General features: G+C 74.8%; 20 protein-coding genes. 10 read left to right on the top strand and 10 right to left on the bottom strand.

Going from position 1 to position 26,948, the window contains the following annotated elements; genetic code table 11:
• Positions 1 to 8: 8 nt before the first annotated feature.
• The 4 genes from AC2A1K_RS01725 to AC2A1K_RS01710 form a co-directional block, all read right to left on the bottom strand.
• Positions 9 to 1,499 (bottom strand): maltokinase N-terminal cap-like domain-containing protein, encoded by a 1,491-nt coding sequence (locus AC2A1K_RS01725; protein WP_483894574.1) that lies wholly within the window; start codon positions 1,497 to 1,499, stop codon positions 9 to 11.
• Positions 1,499 to 3,301, bottom strand: a complete 1,803-nt coding sequence (gene treS / locus AC2A1K_RS01720) for a maltose alpha-D-glucosyltransferase (protein ID WP_483894573.1) — start codon at positions 3,299 to 3,301, stop codon at positions 1,499 to 1,501. The genes AC2A1K_RS01725 and treS overlap by 1 nt, the downstream gene beginning before the upstream one ends.
• Before the next feature lie 56 nt (positions 3,302 to 3,357).
• A complete protein-coding gene (locus AC2A1K_RS01715; RefSeq protein WP_483894572.1) occupies positions 3,358 to 3,915 on the bottom strand; it encodes an FxsA family protein in 558 nt (185 codons plus the stop codon).
• A 133-nt stretch (positions 3,916 to 4,048) separates the two neighbouring features.
• Positions 4,049 to 6,193, bottom strand: a complete 2,145-nt coding sequence (locus tag AC2A1K_RS01710) for a maltotransferase domain-containing protein (RefSeq protein ID WP_483894691.1) — start codon at positions 6,191 to 6,193, stop codon at positions 4,049 to 4,051.
• A gap of 2,112 nt (positions 6,194 to 8,305) precedes the next feature.
• Between AC2A1K_RS01710 and glgP the strand changes: the two genes are divergently transcribed.
• Positions 8,306 to 10,903: an alpha-glucan family phosphorylase gene (glgP, locus tag AC2A1K_RS01705; RefSeq protein WP_483894571.1), complete on the top strand. Its 2,598-nt coding sequence runs from the start codon at positions 8,306 to 8,308 to the stop codon at positions 10,901 to 10,903.
• A 60-nt stretch (positions 10,904 to 10,963) separates the two neighbouring features.
• Here the strand turns inward: glgP and glgX are convergent, their stop codons facing one another.
• A complete protein-coding gene (gene glgX, locus AC2A1K_RS01700) occupies positions 10,964 to 13,024 on the bottom strand; it encodes a glycogen debranching protein GlgX (RefSeq protein WP_483894570.1) in 2,061 nt (686 codons plus the stop codon).
• Between the two features lie 169 nt (positions 13,025 to 13,193).
• On the opposite strand from glgX, the gene AC2A1K_RS01695 reads away from it, so the two are divergent.
• Genes AC2A1K_RS01695 through AC2A1K_RS01680 form a run of 4 tightly spaced genes read left to right on the top strand, consistent with a single transcriptional unit; the run spans position 13,194 to position 16,960 of the window.
• Entirely contained in the window at positions 13,194 to 13,958 is a 765-nt protein-coding gene (locus AC2A1K_RS01695) for an ABC transporter ATP-binding protein (RefSeq protein WP_483894690.1), read from the top strand.
• A gap of 54 nt (positions 13,959 to 14,012) precedes the next feature.
• Positions 14,013 to 14,792 (top strand): enoyl-CoA hydratase/isomerase family protein, encoded by a 780-nt coding sequence (locus tag AC2A1K_RS01690; RefSeq protein ID WP_483894569.1) that lies wholly within the window; start codon positions 14,013 to 14,015, stop codon positions 14,790 to 14,792.
• Positions 14,792 to 15,760: a class I SAM-dependent methyltransferase gene (locus tag AC2A1K_RS01685; protein WP_483894568.1), complete on the top strand. Its 969-nt coding sequence runs from the start codon at positions 14,792 to 14,794 to the stop codon at positions 15,758 to 15,760. Before AC2A1K_RS01690 ends, AC2A1K_RS01685 begins: the two co-directional genes overlap by 1 nt.
• A gap of 3 nt (positions 15,761 to 15,763) precedes the next feature.
• Positions 15,764 to 16,960 carry a THUMP-like domain-containing protein gene (locus AC2A1K_RS01680; protein ID WP_483894567.1) on the top strand — a complete coding sequence of 399 codons (1,197 nt, stop codon included), beginning with the start codon at positions 15,764 to 15,766 and terminating at the stop codon, positions 16,958 to 16,960.
• On the opposite strand, the gene AC2A1K_RS01675 is transcribed toward AC2A1K_RS01680, so the two are convergent.
• Both AC2A1K_RS01675 and AC2A1K_RS01670 read right to left on the bottom strand, forming a co-directional pair.
• Positions 16,951 to 17,883, bottom strand: a complete 933-nt coding sequence (locus tag AC2A1K_RS01675; protein ID WP_483894566.1) for a nucleoside hydrolase — start codon at positions 17,881 to 17,883, stop codon at positions 16,951 to 16,953. The genes AC2A1K_RS01680 and AC2A1K_RS01675 overlap by 10 nt on opposite strands.
• Entirely contained in the window at positions 17,880 to 18,740 is an 861-nt protein-coding gene (locus AC2A1K_RS01670) for a PfkB family carbohydrate kinase (RefSeq protein WP_483894565.1), read from the bottom strand. Before AC2A1K_RS01670 ends, AC2A1K_RS01675 begins: the two co-directional genes overlap by 4 nt.
• A gap of 23 nt (positions 18,741 to 18,763) precedes the next feature.
• Here AC2A1K_RS01670 and AC2A1K_RS01665 point away from each other — a divergent pair, with 23 nt between their 5' ends.
• On the top strand, positions 18,764 to 19,462 hold the full coding sequence (locus tag AC2A1K_RS01665) for an acyltransferase (protein ID WP_483894564.1): 699 nt from the start codon (positions 18,764 to 18,766) through the stop codon (positions 19,460 to 19,462).
• Between the two features lie 52 nt (positions 19,463 to 19,514).
• Here the strand turns inward: AC2A1K_RS01665 and AC2A1K_RS01660 are convergent, their stop codons facing one another.
• A complete protein-coding gene (locus AC2A1K_RS01660; RefSeq protein WP_483894563.1) occupies positions 19,515 to 20,780 on the bottom strand; it encodes a glycosyltransferase family 4 protein in 1,266 nt (421 codons plus the stop codon).
• A gap of 72 nt (positions 20,781 to 20,852) precedes the next feature.
• Entirely contained in the window at positions 20,853 to 22,421 is a 1,569-nt protein-coding gene (locus AC2A1K_RS01655) for a 1,4-alpha-glucan branching protein domain-containing protein (RefSeq protein WP_483894562.1), read from the bottom strand.
• 70 nt (positions 22,422 to 22,491) lie between these two features.
• On the opposite strand from AC2A1K_RS01655, the gene AC2A1K_RS01650 reads away from it, so the two are divergent.
• Positions 22,492 to 22,836 (top strand): hypothetical protein, encoded by a 345-nt coding sequence (locus AC2A1K_RS01650; RefSeq protein WP_483894561.1) that lies wholly within the window; start codon positions 22,492 to 22,494, stop codon positions 22,834 to 22,836.
• Here AC2A1K_RS01650 and AC2A1K_RS01645 read toward each other — a convergent pair.
• Positions 22,814 to 23,599: a class I SAM-dependent methyltransferase gene (locus AC2A1K_RS01645; RefSeq protein ID WP_483894689.1), complete on the bottom strand. Its 786-nt coding sequence runs from the start codon at positions 23,597 to 23,599 to the stop codon at positions 22,814 to 22,816. The two genes, AC2A1K_RS01650 and AC2A1K_RS01645, sit on opposite strands and share 23 nt — an antisense overlap.
• A 357-nt stretch (positions 23,600 to 23,956) precedes the next feature.
• On the opposite strand from AC2A1K_RS01645, the gene AC2A1K_RS01640 reads away from it, so the two are divergent.
• From AC2A1K_RS01640 to AC2A1K_RS01630, 3 genes are read left to right on the top strand one after another with little or no spacing between them, the layout of a single operon-like run.
• Entirely contained in the window at positions 23,957 to 24,937 is a 981-nt protein-coding gene (locus AC2A1K_RS01640) for a FecCD family ABC transporter permease (RefSeq protein ID WP_483894560.1), read from the top strand.
• Positions 24,934 to 26,016 carry a FecCD family ABC transporter permease gene (locus tag AC2A1K_RS01635; RefSeq protein ID WP_483894559.1) on the top strand — a complete coding sequence of 361 codons (1,083 nt, stop codon included), beginning with the start codon at positions 24,934 to 24,936 and terminating at the stop codon, positions 26,014 to 26,016. Before AC2A1K_RS01640 ends, AC2A1K_RS01635 begins: the two co-directional genes overlap by 4 nt.
• The gene (locus AC2A1K_RS01630; protein ID WP_483894558.1) at positions 26,013 to 26,867 is read left to right on the top strand and encodes an ABC transporter ATP-binding protein; all 855 of its coding nucleotides are present in this window, start codon (positions 26,013 to 26,015) and stop codon (positions 26,865 to 26,867) included. The genes AC2A1K_RS01635 and AC2A1K_RS01630 overlap by 4 nt, the downstream gene beginning before the upstream one ends.
• The last annotated feature ends 81 nt before the right edge of the window (positions 26,868 to 26,948 follow it).

Below are 26,948 nucleotides of genomic sequence, written 5' to 3'. Positions count from 1 at the left end.
CGGATTGCTCAGCGCTCGCCGCGTCCCGCGGGCGTGAGCAGGCGCCGCATCGAGCGCAGCGGGATCGACACCCACCCCGGCCGGTTACGCGTCTCGTAGAGCACCTCGTAGACGGCCTTGTCCAGCTCGTAGGCCCGCAGCAACTCGGGGGCGTCCCGGGGGTCGGTGCCGGTGGCCTCGGCGTAACCGTCGCAGAACGCCGACCGGTTGCGGTCGGCCCACTCCTGCGCCCGGCGCTCGAGCTGCGGGTCCGGGTCGTCCGCGGACTGCTCCCACTCGGAGAGCTGGTGGAACGCGGCGTAGTCGAACGAGCGCAGCATCGCGGCGACGTCGCGCAGGGGGGAGTCGGGGCGCACGCGGTCGGCCAGGGGCTTCGACGGCTCGCCCTCGAAGTCGATGACGAGCCAGCCGGTGGGTGTGCGCAGCTCCTGGCCCAGGTGCAGGTCGCCGTGGATGCGCTGCACGGTCGACGGCTCGGCCGTGGTGACCCCGCGCAGGACGTCGGCGATCGCGTCGCGCTGCTCGGCGACGCCCGGGACCGCCGCGGCGGCGCGCTCGAGGCGCTCGAGCATCCAGGCCTCGATCTCGGCGGCCCCGCGCGCGTCGAGCGGGTGGGTGCCGAGCGCGGCGGCGAGCTCGAGGTGCACCGCCGCGACCGTCTTGCCGATGCGGTGGGCCTCGCCGGCGAAGTCGCCGCCGACCTCGTCGGGGCGCAGGTCGGCCTCGGCGAGCAGGTCGCGCACGCTCGCCTGGGCCATCGACCAGCCGTCGGCGGAGTTCGCCGCGTAACCCTGCAGCATGGCGACGGTCATCGGCTCGGCTCGACCTGAATCTCCCGGCAGCTCGCCCTCGATCGCGCCGAGCAGCGGGGCGACCTCTCGGCTTCCCTGCCGACGCAGCGCCCGGTGCAGCTCGAGGTCCGGGTTGAGGCCCGCGGTGGCCCGGCGGAAGAGCTTCATGATCGCGCGCTCGCCGTAGATCACCGAGCTGTTCGACTGCTCGCCGATCAGCGGCCGCCCGGGCCCCACGACCGGTGTCTCGGTGTCGGGCTCGGCGACGAACCGCAGCGACCCGCGCGCGGCGTCCTCCGTGATCAGCGACAGGAACAGCCGGCTGATCCGCCCGTCGGCGAGGCCGTCGTAGACGACGTCGGTGCCGCTGGGCCCGGCGCGCCGTCCGATGACCGCGTACTCGACGTCCGCGGGCGGGCTCGGCTGCACGCCCAGCACGAGCTGGTAGCGCTCCTCGGAGCGGCCGCCCACCCTGTCCGCGGCACCGTCGGCGAACGACACCCCGATGACCGCGTGCTCCACCGTCGGCGTCTCGCCGGGCGCGGACACCACGTCGTGGCTCACCGTGCGCAGGCCCGCGATCTCGCGCCCCTTGGCCGGGAACCACCGCTGTTGTGGCAGCCAGGCGACCAGGGCGTCGTGCAGGTCGGCGAGCGGGTCACCGGTGCGGTCGGTGGTTCCCTCGTCGGGCGAGCTCGTGGCGGGCATCAGCGCTCCTCGGCCTCGTGGATGGCGAACCAGTAGAAGCCGTGTCCTGGCAGGGTCAACAGGTACGGCAGTTCCCCGATCGCCGGGAACGGCACACCCCCCGTGAGCTCCGTGGGCACCCGGTTCTTCCAGGCGATGAGGTCGAGCTCCACCGGTTGGGGGAAGCGCGACATGTTGTTCACGCAGAGCACGAGGTCGCGGTGGCCGTGGGCGTCGACGTGCTCGCGCACGTAGGCGAGCACGCTGGGGTTCGAGCCCCCGAGCTCGTGGAAGGACCCGAGACCGAACGCGGGGTGCTGCTTGCGGATGTCGATCATCCGCCGGTTCCAGTGCAGCAGGCTGGCCGTCGAGTTCGACTGCGCCTCGACGTTCACCGCCTGGTAGCCGTAGACCGGGTCCATGATGATCGGCAGGTTGAGCCGGCCCGGGTCGCAGGTGGAGAAGCCGGCGTTGCGGTCGGGTGTCCACTGCATCGGGCTGCGCACGCCGTCGCGGTCGCCGAGCCAGATGTTGTCGCCCATCCCGATCTCGTCGCCGTAGTACAGGACGGGGCTGCCGGGCAGGGAGAGCAGCAGCGCGGTGAACAGCTCGAGCTGGTTGCGGTCGTTCTCCAGCAGCGGGGCCAGTCGTCGGCGGATGCCGATGTTGGCCTTCATGCGCGGGTCCTTGGCGTACTCCGCGTACATGTAGTCGCGCTCGTCGTCGGTGACCATCTCGAGCGTCAGCTCGTCGTGGTTGCGCAGGAAGATGCCCCACTGCGCGTTCTCCGGGATCGCCGGCGTCTGCGCGAGGATCTCCGAGATGGGGAAGCGGGACTCGCGCCGCACCGCCATGAAGATGCGGGGCATCAGCGGGAAGTGGAACGCCATGTGGCACTCGTCGCCGCCGACCTCGGCGTCGCCGAAGTACTCGACGACGTCCGCGGGCCACTGGTTCGCCTCGGCGAGCAGCACGCGCCCCGGGTACTCGTCGTCGACGACCTTGCGGCAGCGCTTGAGGAACGCGTGGGTCTCGGGGAGGTTCTCGCCGTTCGTGCCGTCGCGCTCGTAGAGGTAGGGCACCGCGTCGAGGCGGAACCCGTCGATGCCGAGGTCGAGCCAGAAGCGCAGCGCGTCGATCATCGCCTCGCACACGGCCGGGTTGTCGAAGTTGAGGTCCGGCTGGTGGGAGAAGAAGCGGTGCCAGTAGAACTGGCCACGCACCGAGTCGTAGGTCCAGTTGGACGACTCGGTGTCGACGAAGATGACGCGCGCGTCGGCGTAGCGGGTGTCGTCGTCGGACCACACGTAGAAGTCGCCGTACGGCCCGTCCGGGTCGCGGCGGGACTCCTGGAACCAGTGGTGCTGGTCCGAGGTGTGGTTCATGACCAGATCGGTGATCACACGGATGCCACGGGCGTGCGCCTGGTCGAGGAGCTCGACGAAGTCCGCGACCGTGCCGAACTCGGGCAGCACCTTGCGGTAGTCGCGGATGTCGTAGCCGCCGTCGCGCAGCGGGGAGTCGTAGAACGGGGGCAGCCAGATGCAGTCGACGCCGAGCCACGCGAGGTAGTCGAGCTTGTCGGTGAGCCCGGAGAGGTCGCCGAAGCCGTCGCGGTTGGAGTCCGCGAACGCCCGGACGAGCACCTCGTAGAAGACGGCGCGCTTGTACCAGCCGTCGTCGACCGGGAGCGTCCGCGCATGTCGGAAGTCGTCGGCGCTGGGCTCCTCGACGGCCGAGACGCCGTGGTCCTCGGTGACGTCGCGGACATGGTCCTCATCGCTCGGCGCGGCCGGCACGCTCGCGCTGACTCCCTCGTTCATCAGGCGTCACGCTAGTGGTCGGGGGTGCTGGGCCGGTGCCCCGGGCAAGCATCTCCTCAGGTGGTGTCGCGCCGGTCGTCCCGGCTGTCCGGGCCGCCTCCACCGGGCTCCACGACCTCGCCCTCGATGACCGTGCCGCGGAACGATCCGGTGTCCAGGCGCCCCGGTCGGGCCGCGGCGCGCCGACCGAACGGGTCGGCGCCCCAGGGCCCGGGCCCGCCCGCACCGACGACGGTGACCGACGGGCCGACCCGCGCGCTGCCGGCGCGCACGGCCCGTGCGGCGGCGCGGCGGGCCAGCGCCCCGCGCACGGCCGGGACCAGCAGGACGAGAGCCGCGAGCGTGGACAGCAGGCCCGGCACGACCAGCAGGACGCCGGCCAGCGCCACGTACATGCCGTCGGCGACCTCGGCCTCGGCGGGACGCCCGGAGCGGGCCGCGCGGCCCAGCTCGACCAGCGAGCGCCGGCCCTCGCGCCGCAGCGCCCAGGCGCCGACGACCGCGGAGAGGACCAGCACCCCGAGCAGGCCCCAGAACCCGATGGCCTGGCCGACCAGCACCAGGACGGTGATCTCGACGGCCAGACAGACCGCCAGGGCGAGAAGGATGCGCACGGTGACCTCCCAGGGCTCTCGACCGGTCCAACGCCCGGAGGCGGCCAATCGTGCCCGATGCGCCCGGTTCTCAGGGGGCGCACAGGAACGATCCCGCGCCGACCCCAACCGGCCGACCCCAACCGGCCGACCCCTACCGGCGCAGCACCGAGATGATGTGGCAGACGTCGCGCCATGGCTCGATGCGCACGAAGTTGGTCTCGCCCCACTCGAAGGTCTGGCCGCTGACCTCGTCGAACGCGCCGAACCGGTCCTGCCACTCGAGGCCCAGCGCGGGCATGTCGAGGTGGACGTTGCCCTCCTCGGCGCCGTAGGGGTTGAGCGTGACGACGCAGAGCACCGTGTCGGCGGTGAGCGGGTCGGTCTTCGAGTAGGCGAGCAGCGCGGAGTTGTCGGTCTCGTGGAACCGCAGCGTCCGGAGCTGGCGCAGGGCCGGGTGGTCCTTGCGCAGCTGGTTGAGCCGCGTGATCCACGGTTCGAGGCTGCGGCCCTCGGCCAGCGCGCCTGCGAAGTCGCGGGGACGCAGCTGGTACTTCTCCGAGTCGAGGTACTCCTCGCTGCCGGGACGCACGGGCTGGTGCTCGAAGAGCTCGTAGCCCGCGTACACACCCCAGCTCGGGGCGAGTGTGGCCGCCAGCGCCGCCCGGAGGGCGAACATGCCCGGGCCGCCGACCTGCAGCGACTCGTGGAGGATGTCCGGGGTGTTGACGAAGCAGTTCGGTCGGCACTCGTCGAGCCGGTCGCGGTGCATCTCGAAGAACTCGCGCAGCTCGTCGCGCCCGGTGCGCCAGGTGAAGTAGGTGTACGACTGGCTGAACCCGGCCTTCGCGAGCCCGAACAGCCGCGCGGGGCGGGTGAACGCCTCGGCGAGGAACACGACGCCCGGATCGCGGCGGTGCACCTCGGCGATCAACCAGTTCCAGAAGTTCGGCGGCTTCGTGTGCGGGTTGTCGACCCGGAACACGCGCACCCCGTGGTCCATCCAGTACAGGACGACACGCAGGACCTCGGCGTAGATGCCCTCGGGGTCGGTGTCGAAGTTGACCGGGTAGATGTCCTGGTAGCGCTTCGGCGGGTTCTCGGCGTACGCGATGGTCCCGTCGGGCCGGATCGTGAACCACTCCGGGTGCTCGGTGGCCCACGGGTGGTCCGGTGCGCACTGCAGCGCGAGGTCGAGCGCCACCTCGAGGCCCAGCTCGTGGGCGTGCCCGACGAACGCGTCGAAGTCCTCGATGGTGCCCAGGTTCGGGTCGATCGCGTCGTGCCCGCCGGCGGCCGAGCCGATCGCCCACGGCGAGCCGACGTCGTCGGGGCCCGGGGTGAGCGTGTTGTTCGGGCCCTTGCGGTTGACCGTGCCGACGGGGTGGATCGGCGGCAGGTAGGCGATGTCGAAGCCCATCGCGGCGGCGCGGTCGAGCTCGCGGGTTGCGGTGGCGAACGTCCCGTGCACCGGGCGTCCCTCGTCGTCCCAGCCGCCGGTCGAGCGGGGGAAGAACTCGTACCAGGCCCCGGCCAGGGCGAGCGGGCGCTCGACCTGGATGTGGTGGGTCTCGCCCCGGGTGACCAGCTCGCGGACGGGGTGCTCGGTCATCGTGCGGTGCACCGGTGCCGACAGTGCGAGACGGAGACGCTCGGGCAGCTCGGTGCCGGTGTCGCGGAGCTGCTCGGCGGCCCGGGTGAGCGTGCGGGCGAGCTCGAGCGCGGGCGGCATGGCGATGCCGCCGGTGCGCTCACCGGCCCCCGTCGAACCGCTTCGGCGGGAGAGATCGACCGGGTCGTCGTCGGACAGGCGCGGGGTGTCGCGCAGCCGCTGCTGGATGCCCTCGGCGCCGCGTTCGAGCAGCCGCGCCCCGGACTCGAGGTCGTTGGCGAGCTCCGCGGCGCCCTGGCCCGCGCGGGTCTTGACGTCGACGGCGTGCCGCCACGTCGCCCACGGGTCGCTCCAGGCGTCGACCCGGAAGCTCCACAGCCCCTCGGCGTCGGGCACGACCTGGCCGGCGAACCGGTCGGTCAGGGGGCCGGTCGGCGTCATGCGTGTGGTGCGCGGCGCCTCGTCCCCGCAAGGGATCGCCGCGTCCGGGTCCTGGCCGTGGCTCGCCGCGGAGCAGCGCTGCCACACGACCGTGGCCGCGACGGCGTCGTGGCCCTCGCGCCACACCGTCGCCGCCACCGGGACGACCTCGCCCACCACCGCCTTCGACGGGAACCGGCCGCCGGAGACCTCCGGGGTCACCTCGTCGATCCCGATCCGGCCCTGCGGGAGGGCGTGTCGGTCCACGGCATCGGCGGGGATACCGGGCGCGGTCGGCTGGGGTCCGGGGGGTGTGACGGTGGTCAGCGGGGCCGGCTCGGGTTCCGGTTCGGGCTCGGGTTCCGCCGTCGTGACCGGCGCGACGGCGCCCGGCGACACCTCGGCGGGGTCGGTCGAGGGGGCGCCCGCCGGTTCCTCGGACGGGACGTCCGCGCTGTCCGCGTCGGCCGCGGTGACGTCACCGGGTGCGTCGCCGACGGCGGTCACGGTCGTCGTGGCGTCCGAGTCGGGGACCTCGTCGCGAGGTGCGTCCGGCGCGAGGCTGTGCACGGGCGCGTCCGGGTCGACGGACACCGGGCCCACGCCGAGCGGGTCGTCGTCGACGCCGCCGGTGCTCGGGCTGTCGCCGGTGCTCGGGCTATCGCCGGTGCTCGGACTGTCGCCGGTCGAGGTGTCGGTGCTCGGGGTGCTGTCCGGGGTGCCGAACGACCCGAACGACCCGTGTCCCGGCGACACGGGTCGGGAGCCGGCGTCGGCGGCGTCGGCGGCGGAGGCGGAGGCGGGCGAAGCCGCCGTGGAGGTGGAGGGCGCCGGGGGAGGCGGGGGCGTCGAGAACGACGACGGCCGCGCGGGCGGTGGCGCCCACGGGGCGCTCGGCCGTGGGGGCGCGACGCTCCCGTCGGAGCCGTCGGAGCCGTCGGAGCCGGTCCCGCCGGCGGAGCGGTCACCGAAGTCGCTGCCGGAGTCGCTGCCGGAGTCGTCGCCCGACCGGCCGACGAGGCCCGCGGCGCCCGCCGCGCCGAGCCCGGCCGCACCGAGCCCGGCCGCGCCCGCGGCGGCGGTCCACCGGCCGAGTCCACGGTCGGTGTCGTCGGTCTGGTTGTCGTCGGTCTGGTTGTCGTCGGTCTGGTTGTCGTTCGCGACGGTCTCGGTGCCGCCGGACGGCGTCGGTGGGATCGCGGTGGTGACGGGGTCCTCGCCGTCATCACCGCCCTGATCACCGGTCTCGCGCGCGGCGTGGCGGGAGCCGGTCGGCGGGCTCTCGGGCGCGTCGTCCGGGGACGCCTCGCCACGGGCCGCGCCCTCGGGGAAGGGGGCGTAGGGCGTCCGCGGCGTGAACCACGAGGGGTCGGAGGCGGGCGGGACGTCCAGGTCCTCGGGACGGGGCTCCGGCGCCGAGGACGCCGAGGACGCCGAGGACGCCGAGGACGCCGAGGACGCCGGGTCGAGGGACGACGACGAGACCGACGGCGCCGGGGTCTCGGACGGCGCGTCCGGGCTGGTCGCGCGCCCGGAGAGGTGGTCGGGTCCGCGGTCCGGCGTCGAGCTCATGTCCGGTCCGCTACCCGCAACGGGCGGACTCGATGCGAACGGGCGGCGGGAGGTCGGCGAGGGGGAGGGCGAGGGCCGACCGGTGGCGATGCCCCAGGGCGGGGTGGCCGGGCGGCGCCACGGCGGGAGGCTCGGCGCGGGCTGTCCGCTCCGGCCGGCCCTGCTGTTCAGGTCGGGCCCGTCGGAGCCGACGGCGCGGAACCCGCCCGAGGGGGTGTCGCTCGGCCGTGGGGCGGGGCCGGGCGACGGGTGGTGGGCGGGGCCGGGCGACGGGTGGTGGGCGGGGCCGGGCGAGGAGTCCGGGCCGTCGGCGATCGGCCCGGACGACGGGAGGGGGCCGGACGCCGGTCCCGGGGAACTGTCGCGTCCGGGCGCGCCGAACGGCCCGGTCGTCGGCCCGTGGGGGCGCGCGTCGGGGGGTGGCGGCGGACCGACCTCGACGTCGTCGGCCGACCCCCAGCCCTGGCGCCGCTGTCGCCACGACCCGGAGGACGGGCCGGTGACGATCTCGCCGCGGGGGACCTCGCGGTGCGGGTCGAGGCGGCCGTCGTACCCGCCGTAGCTCTCCTCGAACGGCGGCGCGCTGGCGCCGTCGGAGCCGACCGCGGGCTGCCAGCCGGTGGCGTCCCGCGGCTCGGTCGGCTGCTCGCGGGGCGCCTCCGCCTCCTCCGTGGTCTGCTTCGACCGTCGTCCGGACCGCCACCATCTCCCCAGCGCGCTCACGCGACGCAGCGTAGTCGGGGGATCGATCCAGTCCAGGTGGGCGCCGCACGGCGCGTCGGGGGTCGCGCCGTAGGCTCCCGCCGCGTGAAGGCACTGCGTCGCTTCTCCGTCCGCGCCCAGCTCCCGGCCGCCCTCGCCCCGCTCCAGGAGCTGGCCACGAACCTGCGCTGGACGTGGCACGGGCCCACGCAGGATCTCTTCGCGACGGTCGACGAGGCGGCCTGGCGCGCCACCGGCGGCGACCCCGTCCGGCTGCTCGGCGAGGTCCGACCGCAGCGCCTGGCCGAGCTCGCCGACGACGCCACGTTCGTGGGTCGCGTGCAGGAGCGCGCCGCGGACCTCCGGAACTACCTGAGCGAGCCCCGGTGGTACCAGACGCGGGCCGCGGACGGCTTCCCGTCGGCGATCGGCTACTTCTCGATGGAGTTCGGTGTCAGCGAGGTGCTGCCGAACTACTCGGGCGGCCTCGGCATCCTCGCGGGTGACCACCTCAAGGCCGCCAGCGATCTCGGGGTGCCGCTGATCGCCGTCGGCCTGCTCTACCGCTCCGGGTACTTCCGCCAGTCGCTGTCGCTCGACGGCTGGCAGCAGGAGCACTACCCGGCGCTCGATCCCCAGGGCCTGCCGCTGCACCTGCTCACCGGGGCGAGCGGAGCGACCGGGGAGGGGCCCGACGCGTCGGGCACCCCGCTGCTCGTCGGCGTCGCGATGCCCGGGGGGCGCACGCTGCGCGCCCGGGTGTGGGTGGCGTCGGTCGGGCGGGTGCCGCTGCTGCTCCTCGACGCCGACATCGAGGACAACGACCCCGACCTGCGCCAGGTCACCGACCGCCTCTACGGCGGGGACGCCGAGCACCGCATCCGCCAGGAGATCCTCATCGGGATCGGCGGGGTGCGCGCGGTCCGGGCGTTCTGCGGGGTCACCGGGGACCCGGCGCCTGAGGTGTTCCACACCAACGAGGGCCACGCCGGCTTCCTCGGCCTCGAGCGGATCCGCGAGCTCGTCGACGGGGCGAGCGGAGCGACGGGAGAGGGGCCCGACGCGGGCCTGGACTTCGACCAGGCCCTCGCGACGGTGCGCGCCGGCACCGTCTTCACCACCCACACCCCGGTGCCCGCCGGCATCGACCGATTCCCGGTCGGGCTCGTCGAGCACTACTTCACCGCCGACATGCTCCCGGGCATCGAGCCCGCCCGGGTGCTCCCGCTCGGCCGCGAGCCGGCGGGCGACATGTTCAACATGGCCCACATGGGCCTGCGGCTGGCGCAGCGCTCGAACGGCGTCTCGCAGCTGCACGGCGAGGTCTCGCGCGGGATGTTCCAGAGCCTGTGGGGCGGGTTCGACGCCCCGGAGGTGCCGATCGGCTCGGTGACCAACGGCGTCCACGGCCCCACGTGGACCGCTCGCGAGATCGCCGGCCTCACCGCGGGCGCCCAGGCCGCGGGCAGCCCGGAGCTGTTCGGGGTGTCCGACGCGCTGCTCTGGGAGATGCGCGGCACGCTGCGCCGGCGGCTGGTCGAGGAGGTGCGCCGCCGGGTGCGCGCGTCGTGGCTGCAGCGCGGTGCCTCGGAGCCCGAGCTGGCCTGGACCGAGCGCGTCTTCGACCCCGACGTGCTCACGATCGGCTTCGCCCGCCGTGTGCCGACCTACAAGCGCCTCACGCTGATGCTGCGCGACCAGGAGCGGCTGCGGTCGATCCTGCTGGACCCCGACCGGCCCGTGCAGCTGGTGATCGCCGGCAAGTCGCACCCCGCGGACGAGGCCGGCAAGGGCCTCATCCAGCAGATGGTGCGCTTCGCCGACGACCCCGCGATCCGCCACCGCATCACGTTCCTGCCCGACTACGACATGTCGATGGCCCGCTACCTCTACTGGGGCTGCGACGTCTGGCTGAACAACCCGCTGCGCCCGCTCGAGGCGTGCGGGACCTCCGGGATGAAGTCGGCGCTCAACGGCGGGCTCAACCTGTCGGTGCGCGACGGCTGGTGGGACGAGCTCTACGACGGCCGCAACGGCTGGGCGATCCCGACCGCCGACGGCGTCGACGACCCGGACCGCCGGGACGACATCGAGGCCAACGCCCTCTACGAGCTGCTCGGCACCACGGTCGCCCCGCTGTTCTACGACCGCGGCGCCGACGGCGTGCCCGACCGCTGGACCTCGCTCGTGCGGCACACGCTCGCGACGCTGTCGCCGAAGGTGCAGGCCACGCGGATGGTCACCGACTACGTCGAGCAGTGGTACGCGCCCGCGGCTCGGTCGGCGGCGCGGGTGCTGGCGGACGGCTTCGCCGGGGCGAAGGAGCTGGCGACCTACCGGGCGCGCCTCGACGCCGCCTGGTCGTCGGTGGCCGTCGCGGAGGTCGACGCCTCCGGCGGCGCGGACACCCCGGTGCTCGGCGCGCCGATGACGGTGCGGGCCGAGGTCGTGCTCGGCGGCCTGAGCCCCGAGGAGGTGCTCGTCCAGGCGGTCGTCGGCCGCGCGGACGACGCCGACGAGCTCTCGGAGTCCGTGGTGCAGGAGATGACCTCGATCGGCCCGGGTCACGACGGCTCCCACCGCTTCGAGGCGGTCGTCGCCCTGCCGCATGCCGGCGTCCTCGGCTACACCGTGCGCGTGCTGCCGCGCCACGACCTGCTCGCGGCGCCCGCCGAGCTCGGCCGGATCGTCCTGCCGGCCTGAGCGTCGAGATCCGGGTCCCTGGAGCGGACGTTCCGCTCAGCGGAGCGCACGCTCCACGGATCAGGATCTTGCGCGGAGCACGAGGGCCGTCTGCGCCGGGACCGTGAGCGTCTCCCCGGCGGGCCGGGGGTCGGTGCTCGGCGGGGCGCCGGTGGGCGTGCCGGGGTCGAGCACCGGGGTCCACGCGTCGTCGCCGAACGCGCCGGGGAGCAGCACGTCGACGGGTGCGCCGCCGGAGTGCAGGACGAGCAGTAGGGCGCGCGTCCCGACCGGGCCGCCGTCGATCCGGACCACCAGGGTGTGGCCGTGGTCGTGGAAGTCGGGCGCGGTGAGCTCGTGACCGTCGGGGTGCAGCCAGGCGATGTCCGGGGCGGCGCCGTCGGGATCGGTGTCCTCGCGGCCGTAGAAGAAGTCGGTGCGCCGCAGCGCCGGGGTGGCCCGGCGCAGGGCGAGGGCGCGGGCGACGAAGTCGACGAGGTCCGGGTGCTCCCCCGGAGCGGGCCAGGACCGCCACGACGTCTCGTCGTCGAGCGAGTAGACGTTGTTGTTGCCGTGCTGCGTGTGGCCGAGCTCGTCGCCGCCGAGCAGCATCGGGGTGCCCGCCGCGAGGAGCAGCGTGGTGAGCAGGTTGCGGGCCTGGCGGGCGCGCAGGGCGAGGATCGCCGGGTCGGAGGTGGGTCCCTCGACGCCGTGGTTGGACGAGCGGTTGTCGTCGGTGCCGTCGCGGCCCTGCTCGCCGTTGGCCTCGTTGTGCTTGCGCTCGTAGGACACGAGGTCGGCGAGGGTGAAGCCGTCGTGCGCGGTGACGAAGTTGACCGAGGCGGCCGGGGTGCGCGCGGGCCAGTAGAGGTCCGACGAGCCCGCGATCCGCGTGACGATCTCCGAGAGCGGGCCGTGGCCGCGCCAGAAGTCGCGCACGCCGTCGCGGAAGCGCCCGTTCCACTCCGCCCACGGGGCCGGGAAGCCGCCCACCTGGTAGCCCTCGCCGGTGGCGTCCCAGGGCTCGGCGATCAGCTTGACCTGCGCGAGCACCGGGTCGTCCACGATCTCGCCGAGCAGCGGCGTCCTCGGGTCGAAGGCCCCGCCGCGGGGGCGCCCGAGGGTCGAGGCGAGGTCGAAGCGGAAGCCGTCGACACCCATCGTCGTCACCCAGTGCCGCAGCGAGTCCAGCACGAGCCCGCGCACCAGCGGCGAGCCGGCGTCGAGGGTGTTCCCGCAGCCGGTGATGTCGACGTCGCGGCCGCGGGCGTCGAGCGCGTACCAGCCGGCGGCGTCGAGGCCCCGCCACGACAGCGACGGCCCGTCGGCGCCGCCCTCGCAGGTGTGGTTGAACACGACGTCGAGCACGACCTCGAGCCCCGCGACGTGCAGGGTCGCGACCATCGCGCGGAACTCCTCGACCTCGCGGCCCGGCGTCGACGCGTAGCCGGGGTGCGGGGCGAGGTAGGCGAGCGTCGAGTAGCCCCAGTGGTTGCGCCGGCCGCGGGCGAGCAGCGAGGGCTCGGAGGTGTGGGCGAACACCGGCAGCAGCTCCACGGTGGTCACCCCCAGGGCGACGAGGTGGTCGACGACGGCGGGGTGGGCGACGCCCGCGTAGGTGCCGCGGAGGTCCTCGGGCACCGCGGGGTGGAGCTTCGTGAGGTCGCGCACATGGGTCTCGTAGATCACCGTGTCCGCCCAGGGGACGTTCGGGCGGGGGGCCGGCGCGGGGCCGAGGTCGGCGGTGACGATCCCGTGCGGCACGCAGCCCGCCGAGTCGCGGTGGTCGCGACGGGCCGAGAACGGGTCGGTGCCGGCGAACGGGCGCGCGGCGTCGAGGTCGGTGACCGTGCCCTCGACGCGGCGCGTCCACGGGTCGACCAGCAGCTTCGCGGGGTTCGTGCGCAGGCCGCGGCCCGGGTCCCACGGCCCGTGCACGCGCAGGCCGTAGGCGTCGCCGGCGCGCACGCCGTCGGCGTGACCGGTCCACGCGTCGCCCGAGCGGCGCAGCTCGATGCGGCGCTCGCCGCCCTCGCCCGGCAGGCAGAGCTCGACCGCCTCGGCGCTGGGCGCGGCCGGGACGGTGACGTGCAGCACGTCGCCCTCGAGACGGGCGCCGGGCCGGGGAGCGGTGATGGCCATCGGAGCGAGATCGTGCCCGATCGGCGGGTGGGCCGTCGCCCGTCGGCGAGTGTGATCCGTCAGGATGGCGGCCGTGGTGCAGTGGGACGTGGAGCGCAGCGGATCCGGACCAGTGACGCCCGAGACCAGCACGACCGAGCCCGTGACCGACCCGGACACGGTCGTGCGCATGGACGGGGTGGGCGTCCGCCGCGGCGGCTCCGACCTGCTCGCCGACCTGGACTGGACCGTCGAGCTCGACGAGCGCTGGGTGATCCTCGGGCCGAACGGCGCGGGCAAGACCACCCTGCTGCGGCTGGCCGCCGCCGAGATGCACCCGACCACCGGCACCGTCGACCTGCTGGGCGAGCGGCTCGGGCGCGTCGACGTCTTCGAGCTGCGCCCCCGCATCGGGCTCGCGTCGGCGAGCCTGGCCGGGCGGGTGCCGCCCGACGAGACCGCGTTCGACGTGGTGCGCAGCGCGGGCTACGGCGTGCTCGGCACCTGGCGCGAGCGCTACGACGAGCAGGACGACCGCCGCGCGTCCGGCCTCATGGAGGTGATGGGCGTCGTCGACCTGGCCGGCCGGCGCTACGGGACGCTCTCGACCGGCGAGCGCCAGCGCGTGCTGCTGTCGCGGGCGCTGATGACCGACCCCGAGATGCTGCTGCTCGACGAGCCGGCCGCAGGGCTGGACCTCGGCGCCCGCGAGGACCTCGTCGAGCTGCTCTCCGAGCTGGCCGGCGACCCGGAGGGCCCGGCGATCGTCATGGTCACCCACCACGTCGAGGAGATCCCGCCGAACTGCAGCCACGCGATGCTGCTGCGCGACGGCCGCGTGGTGGCCCAAGGCCTGCTCGACGACGTGATGACCTCGGAGAACCTGTCGGCGACCTTCGGTCAGCCGCTCGAGCTGCACAGCCGCCGCCGTCGCTTCACCGCGTTCCGGCGATAGGGTCGCGGCCGGTGTGGAACCAGCCGGCATCCCGGATCAACAGGAGGCTTCTCGGTGACGGAGTTCGTGCGGCTCGAGGTGGACGGCGGCGTGGGCACCATCCGCCTGGACCGGCCCCCGATGAACGCGATCAACCGCCAGGTCCAGGACGAGCTGGTCGAGGTCTCCGAGGAGGCCACCAGCCGCACCGACGTGCGCGCGGTCGTCGTCTACGGCGGCGAGAAGACGCTCGCGGCCGGCGCGGACGTCAAGGAGATGGCCGACATGACCTACTCCGAGATGGCCGAGCGGACCCACCAGCTGTCGAGGGGCTTCGGCGCGGTCTCGGAGATCCCCAAGCCGACGGTGGCCGCGATCACCGGCTACGCCCTGGGCGGTGGCTTCGAGGTGGCGCTGTCGTGCGACCGGCGCATCGCCGGGGACAACGCGACGGTCGGCCAGCCGGAGATTCTGCTCGGGATCATCCCCGGCGGCGGCGGGACCCAGCGGCTCACGCGCCTCGTCGGGCCGTCCACGGCCAAGGACATCATCTTCACCGGCCGTTTCGTGAAGGCCCCGGAGGCTCTGGAGCTGGGGCTGGTCGACGAGGTCGTCGCGCCGGACGAGGTCTACACCCGTGCCCGCGCCTGGGCCGAGCAGTTCGGAGGAGGCCCGGCGCGCGCGCTCGCCGCGGCGAAGAACGCGATCGACCGCGGTGCCGAGATCGACCTGCGCGACGGCTTGGCGCTGGAGTCCGAGCTGTTCGCGGCGCTGTTCGGCACCGAGGACCAGACGATCGGCATGCGCTCGTTCGTCGAGAACGGGCCGGGCAAGGCCCAGTTCCTGGGGCGTTGATGGCGCCGCCGCGGTCCGTCTCCCAAGCCGAGGTCGACGCCGCTCGCGAGGACCCCAAGCTCGCGAACGTCCTCTACCACGACTGGGAGTCGGGCTCCTACCACGAGAAGTGGTCGATCTCGTTCGACGAGCGCTGCACGACGTTCGCGGTGGACCGGTTCCGCGCCGTTGTTCCTCGTGGGCCGGCCGCGGGGTCCGACGGGCCGTTCGACCACGCCCTCGAGGTGGGCTGCGGCACCGGGTTCTTCCTGCTCAACCTCATGCAGGGCGGGATCGCGCGGCGCGGCACGGTCACCGACCTCTCGCCGGGCATGGTCGAGGTGGCGACGCGCAACGCGGCGGCGCTGGGTCTGGACGTCGACGGCCGGGTGGCGGACGCCGAGACGATCCCGGTGCCCGACGCCTCGGTCGACCTGGTGGTCGGGCACGCCGTGCTGCACCACATCCCGGACCTCGACACGGCGCTCCGGGAGATCCTGCGCGTGCTGCGGCCCGGCGGGCGGTTCGTCTTCGCGGGCGAGCCCACGCGGCTCGGTGACCTCTACGCGCGCAAGCTCGGGCAGGCGACGTGGTGGGCGACGACCCGGTTCGCGCCGTCGTCGTGGCTGCGCCCGCAGGTCGAGCTCGACGAGTCGTCGCGGGCGGCAGCCCTGGAGTCGGTGGTCGACCAGCACGTCTTCGACCCCGACCGCCTCGAGCGCTACGCCCACGCCGCGGGCGCGGTGGACGTCCGCGTCGTCACCGAGGAGCTCGCGGCGGCGGTCTTCGGCTGGCCGGTGCGGACCTTCGAGGCCGCGGTGTCCCCCGAGAAGCTGGGCATGGGCTGGGCGATGTTCGCCTACCGGGCCTGGCAGCGGCTGTCGTGGGTGGACGTGCACGTGCTCTCGCGCGTGGTGCCGCGCTCACTGTTCTACAACGCGCTGGTGACGGGGGTTCGGCCGGCGGATCCGGTGTCGCTCTCGAGCTGATCCGTGGGCTACGGCTTCACCCTCGACGACGTCGCGTACCTGGCCTCCGCGGCGGGGCGCGAGGCCGTCGAGGGGGCATCGGCCTTCCTCGGTGAGGATCGTCTGCGGGCGGTGACCGTCCTGCGCGAGCGGCTCGGCGAGCGGGCCGCGCCGGTGCTGGAGACCGCGCTGCTGCAGGACCGCGCCCGCGGGCGGGTGCCCGACGGCTGGCTGCTCACCGCCGACGCCGCCGAGCAGGCCACGGCCGCGCCCGTGGCCCGCCACCGGGCCCGTCGCCTCGCCGGGCGCGACGTGCACGACGTGACGTGCTCGGTGGGGGCGGAGCTCTTCGCGTTGCACGGGGTGGCCGGGCGGGTGCTCGGTTCCGACCTCGACCCGGTGCGCCTGGCCATGGCCCGCGTGAACGTCCCCGGCGTGCCGCTGGTGCGCGCCGACGCCCTGGCGCCGCCGTCGCGGGGCACGGTGATCGTCGCCGACCCCGCCCGCCGCACCGCCGCCGGCCGCCGCACCTGGCGCCCCGCGGACTTCGCGCCGCCGCTCGATGAGCTGGCCGAGGTGTGTCAGCGGCGTGGCGTCGCAGACGTTGAGTGTCCGTATCGCCACGCGCTCGAACTGGTCGTCTCGACGGCCCCGGGTCTCGATCCCGCGCTCGTCCCCTGGGCCGCCGAGGTCGAGCTCGTGAGCCTGGACGGCCGCGTGCGGGAGGCCGCGCTCTGGTCCGAGGGCCTCGCGACGACCCGCCGCCGCGCCACCGTGCTCTCCACCCGCGGGCGCGGCTTCGAGGTCACCGACGCCGAGGACGACACGTGCCCGGTCGCCCCGGCCGGCGAGTGGATCGTCGACCCCGACGGCGCGGTCGTCCGAGCCGGCCTGGTGCGCCGGTACGGCGCGCGCCACGGGCTCTGGCGCCTCGACGAGCACCTCGCCTACCTGTCCGGCGACGCCCCGCCGCCGGGCGTGCGCGCGTTCCGCGTGCTCGAGCACGGCCGCTACACCGAGAAGGCGCTGCGCACCACGCTCCGGAAGCGCGACGTCGGCCGCGTCGAGATCCTCGTGCGCGGGCTCGACGTCGATCCCGACGCCCTGCGGCCGAGGCTCAAGCTGTCGGGCTCGCAGGAGGCGACGGTCGTCCTCGCCCGCCTCGCGAGCGGACCGGAGGCCTATGTGTGCGAGGCCGTGCAGGGGTTGGATCAGCCCTGAAGCCGGCGCGCCAGCTCCGCGCGCACGCCGTCGACGTCGGTGCCGTCGGGGACGGCGACGTCGACGGTCCGGCCGCCGGGCACGTGCCCGCGGCGGTCGGCGAGAACGATGCCCCGCGCCGGGCCGAGCGAGCAGTCCACCTCGATCTCGAGCGGCACCGTGGCCAGCGTCCCGGGCGCGATCGCCTCGAGCAGCGCGACGGCGTCGTGGATCGGCACCCGGTCCACGCCGAGCCGCTCGCCGCGGGTGTAGACGGCGCGGGTCGCGGTGAGCGCGCCACCCACGGGCCCGGAGGCGGCGAGCTCGCTGAGCCACGCCCGGTCGACCGTCACGACGTGCGTGAGGTCGAGCGGGACCAGCGTCGTCGGCACCCGCTCCTCGACGAGCACCCGGCGCGCGGCCTCGGGGTCGGACCAGACGTTGAACTCCGCCGCCGCGCTGACGTTGCCGCCGATGCCGACCGAACCGCCCATGACGACGAGCCGGCCGATGCGCTCGGCCAGGTCCGGGCGGGTCGCGAGCAGGAGCGCGACGTCGGTGAGCGGGCCGATCGCGGCGAGGACGAGGGGCTCGGCCGCGGCCTCGAGGACGGAGGCGATCACGTCCAGGGCCCGTCCCACCGGCTCCGGGCCGAGCGGACCGAAGCGCTCGGCGACCCCGCCGAGCCCGTCGTCGCCGTGGACGTCGGCCGCGCGCCGCGTCGTCGGGTGGATCAGCGGCCGCTCCGCGCCGACGCCGAGGGGGACGTCGTCGCGCCCGAGCATCCCGAGCAGCCGGCGGGCGTTGGTCGTCGTGGTCGGCACATCGACGTTGCCGAAGACGGCGGTGACGGCACGCAGGTCGACCTCGGGGGCGCGGGCGGCGAGGGTGATCGCGTAGGCGTCGTCGACACCCGGGTCGGTGTCGAGGATCAGTGGCGTCACGGGACGTCGACCTCCTGGAGCGTCGGGAGCGAGGGCTGGGCGCCGGGGCGGGTCGCGGCCAGGGCGCCGGCGCGACAGGCGCGGCGCAGGGCGTTCTCGTCGTCGACGTCGGTGGCGAGGGCGAGGGCCAGGGCCGCGGTGAAGGCGTCGCCGGCCGCGGTGCCGTCGACGGCGTCGACCGGGGGCGGCTCGACGGAGGCGACGACGTGCCCGCGCCGGCGCAGCTCGGCGCCGGCGGCGCCGTGGGTGATCGCGACGGCCCTGAGGTCGTCGAGATCGGCGTGTGCGGCCAGGGCCCCGAACTCGGCGGCGTTGACGCAGACGAGGTCGACGCCCGCGAGCACGTCGCCGGCGACGGGCCGGGACGGGGCGGCGTTGAGCACGGTGAAGCCGGGCGTGGCCATCGCCGTCGCGACCGCCTCGTCGGGCACCTCGAGCACGGTGAGCACGACGTCGGCGCCGAGGTCCTCCGGGTCGACGGTGAGCGTGGCGTTGGCGCCGGCGTCGATGACGATGGTGGTCTCGCCGTCGTCGTCGACCTGGATCATGGCGGTGCCGGTGGGCGCGTCCTGAGCTCGCCGGACGTGACGGAGGTCGACCCCGCCGGCGCGCAGGAGGATCAGGGCCTCGCCCGCGAGCGGGTCGTCGCCGACGGCGGCGTGCAGGCGGACCCGGGCGCCGAGGCGGGCGGCCGCGAGCGCCTGGTTGGCGCCTTTGCCGCCGGGCACGCGCGTGACGCCGTGCGCGGTCAGCGTCTCCCCGGCGGCCGGGAGGCGCTCGACCCGGGCGACCAGGTCGAGGTTGACGCTGCCGACGACGGCCACGACCGGTGGGACCCTGGGGCCATCGTGGGGCATCGGGCGATCGTAGGGTCGTCACCGTGAGGTCGGATCCGCGCCAGCCGCGACTGTTCACCTGGGCCTCGCTGCGCTGGATCGTGCGCCACCGGGCGTGGACGCCGTACTACCTGGTGCGCTACGCGCGGATGCTCAGGGTCCGCGTGCGCCAGCCGCACATCGTGCTGCGCGGGCTGGTGTTCCTGGGCAAGGGCGTGCAGCTCGAGGCGCGGGAGGGCTTCGGGCGCCTGGAGATCGGCCGGTTCGTGCACATCGGTGACCACACCCGGCTGCGCTGCCACGAGGGATCGCTGCGCATCGGGGACAAGTCGGTGTTCGGCAACGAGAACACGGTCAACTGCTACCTCGACATCGAGTTCGGCGAGGCGACGCTGCTGTCGGACTGGATCTACGTGTGCGACTTCGACCACCGCTACGTCGACGTCCACACCCCGATCAAGGACCAGGGCATCGTCAAGACGCCGGTGCGCGTCGGGCCGGAGACGTGGATCGGGACGAAGGTGACGGTCCTGCGCGGGGCGCGGGTGGGACGCGGGTGCGTGCTCGGGGCCCACGCGGTGGTGCGAGGCGACATCCCGGACTACGCGGTGGCCGTGGGCGCGCCGGCGCGTGTCGTCCGCGACCGGAGGGCCGACTACGAGGCGGCCGCGGCGGAGCGCGAGGCGCTCGCCGACATCGCGCGGAAGACGGCGCTGGCGTCGAACCGGGCGGCGGAGTCCTGAGACGTGCGTGATCTCGTGAGCCGGAGCAGAGAAGATCACGCACGTCCTGCCGTCAGGTGAGGCCGAAGACGTTCCCCGTCGGGATCTTGGGGCGACCGAGGGGACGGGGTGCGCCGGGACGGGTGATCGCGTAGATCTCGGCGGTCCGGTCGGCGATCGCGGGCCAGGCGAAGTCGGTGTCGAGGCGCGCGCGGGCGGCGTCGGCGCGGGTACGCGCACCGACGGGGTCGTCGAGGCAGCGGATCACGGCTCGCGCGAGACCGGGGACGTCGCCGGGGTCGAAGGACAGACCGGTGACGCCGTCGACGACCACCTCGCCCAGCCCGCCCGCCCGCGACGCGACGAGTGGCGCGCCGGCGGCCGCGGCCTCGAGGGCGGTGATCCCGAACGGCTCGTAGCGGCTGGGGAGGACCGCGGCGTCGGTGCCGGCGAGCAGGCCGCGCAGGGTGGCGTCGTCGACGTGCCCGAGCAGCCTCACCGACCGTCGCACCCGCACGGCCCGGGCCCGCTCGGCGAGCCAGTCGGAGCACGACCCGGTGCCCGCGATGTCCAGCGTCGTGCCCGGGTGCGCGCGGCGGATCGCGGGCAGGGCGGCGACGAGGTCGTGGACGCCCTTCTCCCACTCGAGGCGGCCGAGGTAGAGGAGGGTGGGCGGGCTGTTCCGGCGGGCCCGGGTCGGTGGCCAGCCGGCGGGGTCGATGCCGTTGTGGACGACGGTGACGTCGTCGGGGTCGAGGTCGAACAGGCTCGCGACCTCACGGCGCATCGCCTGCGAGCAGGTGATCACGGCGTCGGCGCGGCGGGCGAGCCACCACTCCACGGAGTGCACCTGTTGGTTCAGCGTCTGCGAGAGCCAGCCGCCGTGGCGCCCGGCCTCGGTGGCGTGGATCGTCGCGACGAGCGGTGCGCCGGTCAGGTCGGCGACGGTGATCGCGGCGTGGGCGACGAGCCAGTCGTGCGCGTGGACGACGTCGGGGCTCCAGCCGCGCAGCAGCGTGCCGGCGGCGCGGAGCATCGCGTGGCCGAGGCCGAGGGTCCAGGCGACGAGGTCGCGGACGAACTCCAGGTGCGGCGGGTCCTCGGCGACACGCAGGACGCGGAGGTGGCCGCGCCGTGCAGCGGAGCCGGCCGAGAGGCTGCCGTCGTGGCGCTCGAGCGTCGTGGGGTGGGTCTGGGCGTCGGTGCCGGTGGGCTGGCGGGCGACGACGACGACGTCGTGGCCGGCGTCGGCGAGCGCCGTCGCCAGGGCGTGCACGTGCCGTCCGAGCCCGCCGACGACCACGGGCGGGTACTCCCAGGAGAGCATGAGCACGCGCACGCCGTCGCCCTCCCGCCGATCGAGTGCGTGGCGTTACGGACACTCAACGTCTGCGACGCCACGTCGCTGACATCAGGCGCGCGACCCTACTCCCGAGTAGGCAGGGGCCGGGCGGTGACGGTCACCGCTCGGGTGGCGGCGGAGAGCGCGGGCGTCGAGGGCACCGAACACGTCGTCCTGGGCGGCGAAGGTCGCGGCGCGGGCGGCGGCCTCGGCGTGCCGGCCCGCGGGCAGGAGATCCGTCAGCTCGCGGACGCGGTCGCGGTGCTCGGCGGCGCGGCGCCGGGCGTAGTGCGCCGCGGAGTCCTTGGTGACCATGAACGCCCAGTCGCTCGACAGCGCCAGCGCGGCCTGGGTCGCGACGGCGTCGAGGGTGGCGTCGCGGCCGGCGCTCGGCGCGGCCCCGTCGACGGCGGCGAGCAGGCGTGCGGCGACGTCGGCGTGGTCGGCGACCATGTCGCGGACCACCGGGTCTCCGGCCCCGTCCCACACCCGCCAGTCCTTGCCCGACCCCCACGACGACGCCGGCAGCACCACCGGCTCCCCGACGTGCCCGGCCTCGACGGCGCCGCTCAGTGTCGTCACCCGCACCCCGGCCTCGGGCAGCGCGGTCAGCACCGCCTCGAGCCACGCCGGGCCCTCGTGCCACCAGTGGCCGAACAGCTCGGTGTCGAAGGCGCTGACGACCAGCCCGGGCCTGCCGCGTCGTTCTCGAAGCTCCTCGAGGCGCCGCCGGACGACCGCGACGAAGTCGGCCGCGTCCCGCGCGAGCGCGGCGGCCGCGCGGTTGGGGTCGTAGGGCTTCTTGCCCGCGCTCGCCACCCGACGTCCCGTGACCCGCGCGGGCTTGAGGCCCGTGGCGTGGTCGTAGGTGTGGAAGTCGCGGTAGTCGGCGGCGCCGGGGTAGCCCGCGCGCGGAGACCACACGCGGTAGGTCACCTCGAGGTCGCGCGCGAACGCGACGACGTCGGTGCCGTCGACGGGGTGGGCGGCGGCGGTGTCGCCCCGCAGCGCCGGACCGTCGACCAGGAACCGCTCGACACCGGCCGCGGCGTAGTCCTGCTCCAGGCCCGGGGTGTAGCCGCACTCGGGCGCCCAGATCCCCGCCGGACGCCGCCCGAGCCGCAGCGCTCCGTCGCGCAGGCCGGCATCGAGGAGGAACCGCCGCACGCGGCCCGGCAGCAGTGGCGCGAACGGGTGGGTCGCGGGCCCGCCGAGGAGCTCGACGGCCCCGTCCTCGGCGAGACGGCGCAGGACCGGCGAGCCGCCGTGGCGCCAGGCGCGCTCGAAGAGCTCGAGGGCGTGTCCCGCCGCCCGGTGCTCGCGGACGGCGAGCGCCGGGTCGGTGACGTGGGCTTCGTGGGCGCGCAGCTGCCAGTCGGCGAGCCAGGTGTGCATCGCGCGCAGGGCGGCGGGGTGGTCGAGCTGAGCGGCGAGGACCGGGGTCACGCCGAGCGTCAGCAGGTCGCGGTGCCCGCGGGCGGCGAGGCGTTCGAGCGTCTCGACGACGGGGAGGTACGAGTGCGCCCAGGCCTGGTAGAGCCAGTCCTCGCCCACCGGCCAGGCCCCGTGGCGCAGCAGCCACGGCAGGTGCGAGTGCAGGACGAGGCAGAACGTGCCCACCGGATCCCTGCTCAGCACGCTCCTCTCGTCGGGGCCCGGCGTCGGAGTCTGTCACGGGCGTGTCCCCCGAACGGTGACGAGGCATCACATGGCCCGCCCCGTGTCGTTGACGCGGGCGAACCACTCCTCGACGCCGAGAGGGATCACCATGCGCAAGCGCATCCTCGCCGGAGCACTCGCCACCGCCTCCGCGGGCGGCGCCCTCCTCGGGCTGGCCGGCACGGCCAGCGCGTCGCCGGTCCCCGGGGTCCCGGTGACGACCGCCGACCAGTGCACCTCGGGCGGCGGTGAGCTCACCGCCGGCGGCACGCACTGCTCCGGGGGCGGCGACACCGGCGACGTGGTGGTCGGCGAGGCCGCGGCGGGCGTGATGCGCCAGGCGCTGCCCGAGGCGGTGGCCGACCCCGTGCTCAAGGCCACCGGACGGCGCTGACCACCAGGTCCAGCGAGGCCTCGACGTCGTCGACGTCGTCGGCGCGCAGCTCGAAGTCGTCGGCGGTCACGGCCGTGACGTCGGTCGTCAGCGCGTCGGGCCAGGGCTCGCCGGAGAGCGCCAGGGCGATCTGGGCGTCGATCACCGACCCGCCGTGACGGGCGTCGATCGTTCGGAGCGCCGGCCCGTGGTGGAGCCCCTGCAGCGACTCGACGTGCAGGCCGGCGTCGGTGACGAGATCGGCGAGCTCCGCCCCGGTCAGCTCGCGGGTGTGGAACGGGTTGAGGGGCCGGTCGTCCGGCCCGGCGCCGGGGGAGAAGGTCAGGCGGTTGGGCGTCGCGCAGTGCAGACGCCCGCCCGGGCGGAGGACGCGTGCGCATTCGGCGAGGAAGCCGGGCTGGTCCCACAGGTGCTCGATCACCTGCAGCGTCACGACGGCGTCGACGGAACCGTCGGTGAGGGGGAGGGCCTGGAGGTCGGCGCGGGCGACGCCCAGCTCCGGGTAGCGCGAGCCGACGTGGGCGGCGACGGCCGGGTCCAGTTCGAGAGCCAGCACCCGACGGGCCGTCGTCGCCAGCAGCGCGGCCCCGTACCCCTCGCCCACCCCCGCGTCCACCACGACCGCGTCGGTGCAGGCCGGCGCCAGCGCCAGGTAGACGGCCTCGTGGCGTCGGAACCAGTAGTTCTCGAGGTCCAGCCCGGGCACCGTGCGCTCGCCCGTCAAGGGCAGCGTGAGCCGCTGAACTGCGTCGCTGCTGGGCAGGGGATCGACCTCCCGGGAGAACGGCCACCGCACAGCGCTCCTGGCCACGCGTGGCGGCGAAACGTCGCCACCGCTTCGGACGCAGCGCCACGGTACGTCGATGCGAGGACCCGCTCGTGACCCCCTCCCTCGTGGACCCCTCGGCTCGACGCGGGTCGCCCAGCCGCGCGCGCCCGTCCCGGCGGCCAGGACGTCGCCGGCCATGTGTGCCCGCAGCGAGGTCGGGGAAACACGGTCAGCGGCTGTTAGGTTCGCCTATCCACACAGGCAGTCGGCGGAAGGGCACGGACGGTGGCAACGACGACCGTGGGTCGACCCCTGCTGTCCCGACCTCCCGTGCGGCGACGCAGCCGTCCCGTGCTGGCGCTGACCCTGGGGCTCACCGCGCTCGCGGTGGTCGTGGTCCTCAGCGTCGCGGTGGGCGCGGCACCCACCACGCCGGACGAGGTGTGGCACGCGCTGTTCTCGCCCACCGGGTCGCCCACCGACATCGTCGTCCGTGAGCTGCGCCTGCCCCGCACGCTGCTCGGGGCCGTGGTCGGCGCCGCGCTCGGGGTGGCCGGGGTGCTCATGCAGGGCCACACCCGCAACCCGCTCGCCGACCCCGGCCTGCTCGGCATCAGCGGCGGCGCGGCGTTCTGCGTGGTGCTCTCGACGACCGTGCTCGGCGTCTCCGACGTCTACGGCTACATCTGGTTCGCGTTCGCCGGGGCCGCGCTCGCCGCGCTGCTCGTGTTCACGCTCGGCGCCGCCAGCCGGGGCGGCCCGACGCCGGTGACCCTGGCGCTCGCGGGTCTCGCGGTCTCCGAGCTGCTGCTGGCGATCACGTCGGCGATGGTGCTCGGCGACGGCCCGTCGCTGGACGCCTACCGCTTCTGGGCCGCGGGCGCGCTCGACGACCGGGGTGCCGCCCTCACCGTCCAGGTCCTCCCGTTCATGATCGTCGGCCTGGTGCTCGCCGCGTCGAACACCCGCGCGCTCGACGTCCTCGCGCTCGGCGAGGACAGCGCCCGCGGCCTCGGCCAGAACATCACGCGGGCCCGGGTCGTCGGCCTCACCGGCGTCACCCTGCTCACCGGGGCGGCGGTGTCGGTCAGTGGGCCGATCGGGTTCGTCGGCCTCGTCGCGCCGCATGTCGTGCGCTCGCTCGTCGGGCCCTCGCACGGCCGGCTGATCCCGCTCGCCGCGCTCGTCGGTGCCGTGCTCGTGCTCGCCGCCGACGTCGTCGGGCGCGTCGTCGTCCGGCCCGCCGAGCTCGCGGTCGGCATCGTGCTCGGGATCGTCGGGGCGCCGTTCTTCATCGCCATGGTCCGCCGGCGCCGGATGGTGCGCCTGTGACCACCACGGAGAACCCCCAGGAGGTCGCCGGCCGCCGCCCCGTGCGGCTGGGCCCGGTGTCGGCGGTCTGGCGCCCGCGCACGGCGGTGGTCGTGGTCGCCGCTCTCGTCCTGCTCGTGCTCCTGGGCGCGGTCAGCATCGGGCGCGGCGAGTACCCGATCGCCGTCGGCGACGTGCTGCGCGTTCTGTTCGGGGGCGGCAGCCGCGGCGAGACGTTCGTCGTCAACCAGCTCCGGCTCCCGCGCGTGCTCTGCGGCGCGCTGGTCGGCGCGGCGCTCGGTGTCGCGGGCGCGCTCACCCAGGGCGTCGCCCGCAACCCGCTGGTCAGCCCGGACGTCCTCGGCGTGACCGACGGGGCCGGCGTCGCCGCGCTCCTCGTGATCGTGCTCGCCGGCTCCGGCGGCACCGTGGTGGGCCTCCTGGCCGTCGTCGGGCTGCCCGTCGCCGCGCTGATCGGCGGGCTGCTCGCGGCCACGCTCGTCGTCCTGCTCGCCTACCGCCAGGGCCTCGACGCGTTCCGCTTCATCCTCGTCGGCCTGGCCATGAGCGTCGCGCTGGTCTCGGTGACCTCCTGGCTGCTCGTCATCGCGAACGTCCAGCAGGCGGGGCTCGCGCTCATCTGGCTACGAGGTTCGCTCAACGCCCGCGGCTGGGAGCACGTGATCCCGATCGCGATCGTGCTCGCCCTCGTGCTGCCGATCGCGATCGCGCTGGCCTTCCGGCTCGACGCGCTCGACCTCGGCGACGACGCCGCCCGCGGGCTGGGGGTGCGCGCCGACCGCTCGCGGGTGATGCTCCTCGGGCTCGCGGTGGTCCTCGCCGCCTCCGCAACGGCGGCCGCCGGACCGATCCGCTTCGTCGCGCTCGTCGTCCCCCAGGTGGCGGTCCGCCTGACCGGTGGCTCGCGACCACCCCTGCTCGCCTCCGCGTGCGCCGGTGCCCTGCTCGTCGTCGCCGGCGATCTCGTCGCCCGCACGGTGCTCGGCGGCGAGGTGCCGGTCGGCGTCGTCACCGTCGTCCTGGGCGCGCCCTACCTGCTCTACCTGCTCGTCCGCCGCACGAGGAAGGACTCCGCGTGAGCGCCGAGACCGAGGACCTGGCCACCGGCCCGCAGGTCGACACGCCCGTCCGTCTCCACGCCGAGGGCGTCCGTGTCGGCTACGGCGACAAGATCGTCGTCGGCGGCCCGGACGGTCTCGACCTCGACGTCGTCGACGGCACCGTCACGGCCGTCATCGGCCCGAACGGGTGCGGCAAGTCGACGCTGCTGCGCACGATGGCGCGCCTGCTCGCGCCGAAGCACGGCCACGTGATGCTCGACGGCCGCCGTCTCGACGCGGTCCCGTCCCGCGAGGTCGCGACCGTGCTGGGTGTCCTGCCCCAGGACCCGACGGCTCCCGAGGGCATCACGGTCGCCGACCTCGTCGCGCGCGGCCGGCACCCCCACCAGCGCTGGTTCCGGCAGTGGTCGGCCGAGGACGAGGAGGCCGTCGCCGAGGCCCTCGCGTGGACCGGCATGGTCGACTTCGCCGAGCGCACCACCGACACGCTCTCGGGCGGGCAGCGCCAGCGCGTCTGGATCTCGATGGTGCTCGCGCAGGGCACCGACGTGCTGCTGCTCGACGAGCCGACGACGTTCCTCGATCTCGCCCACCAGGTCGACGTGCTCGAGCTGGTCGAGCGCCTGAACCAGGAGCGCGGGCGCACCGTGGTCATGGTGCTGCACGACCTCAACCTCGCCGCCCGCTACGCCCAGCGGCTGGTGGCCATGCACGACGGCGAGATCGCCGCCGCCGGCGCACCGCACGAGGTGCTCACCGAGCAGACCCTGCGCGACGTCTTCGGGCTCGACGCCCGCGTCGTGCCCGACCCGGTCGCGGGCACGCCGATGGTCGTTCCCATCGGCCGCCACCGGCACACGCCACCGTGACGGAAGAAACGTCGGGTTGACCCTTTTCCGCTCTTAGGCAAGCCTGCCCTGAACATCACGGTCAGATCACCGACGATCCAC

It is taken from the genome of Actinomycetospora sp. 2LY8.5, from assembly GCF_057180585.1.
Note: the sequence above shows the minus strand (reverse complement) of the source record. Positions and strands in the feature narration are given on the sequence as shown.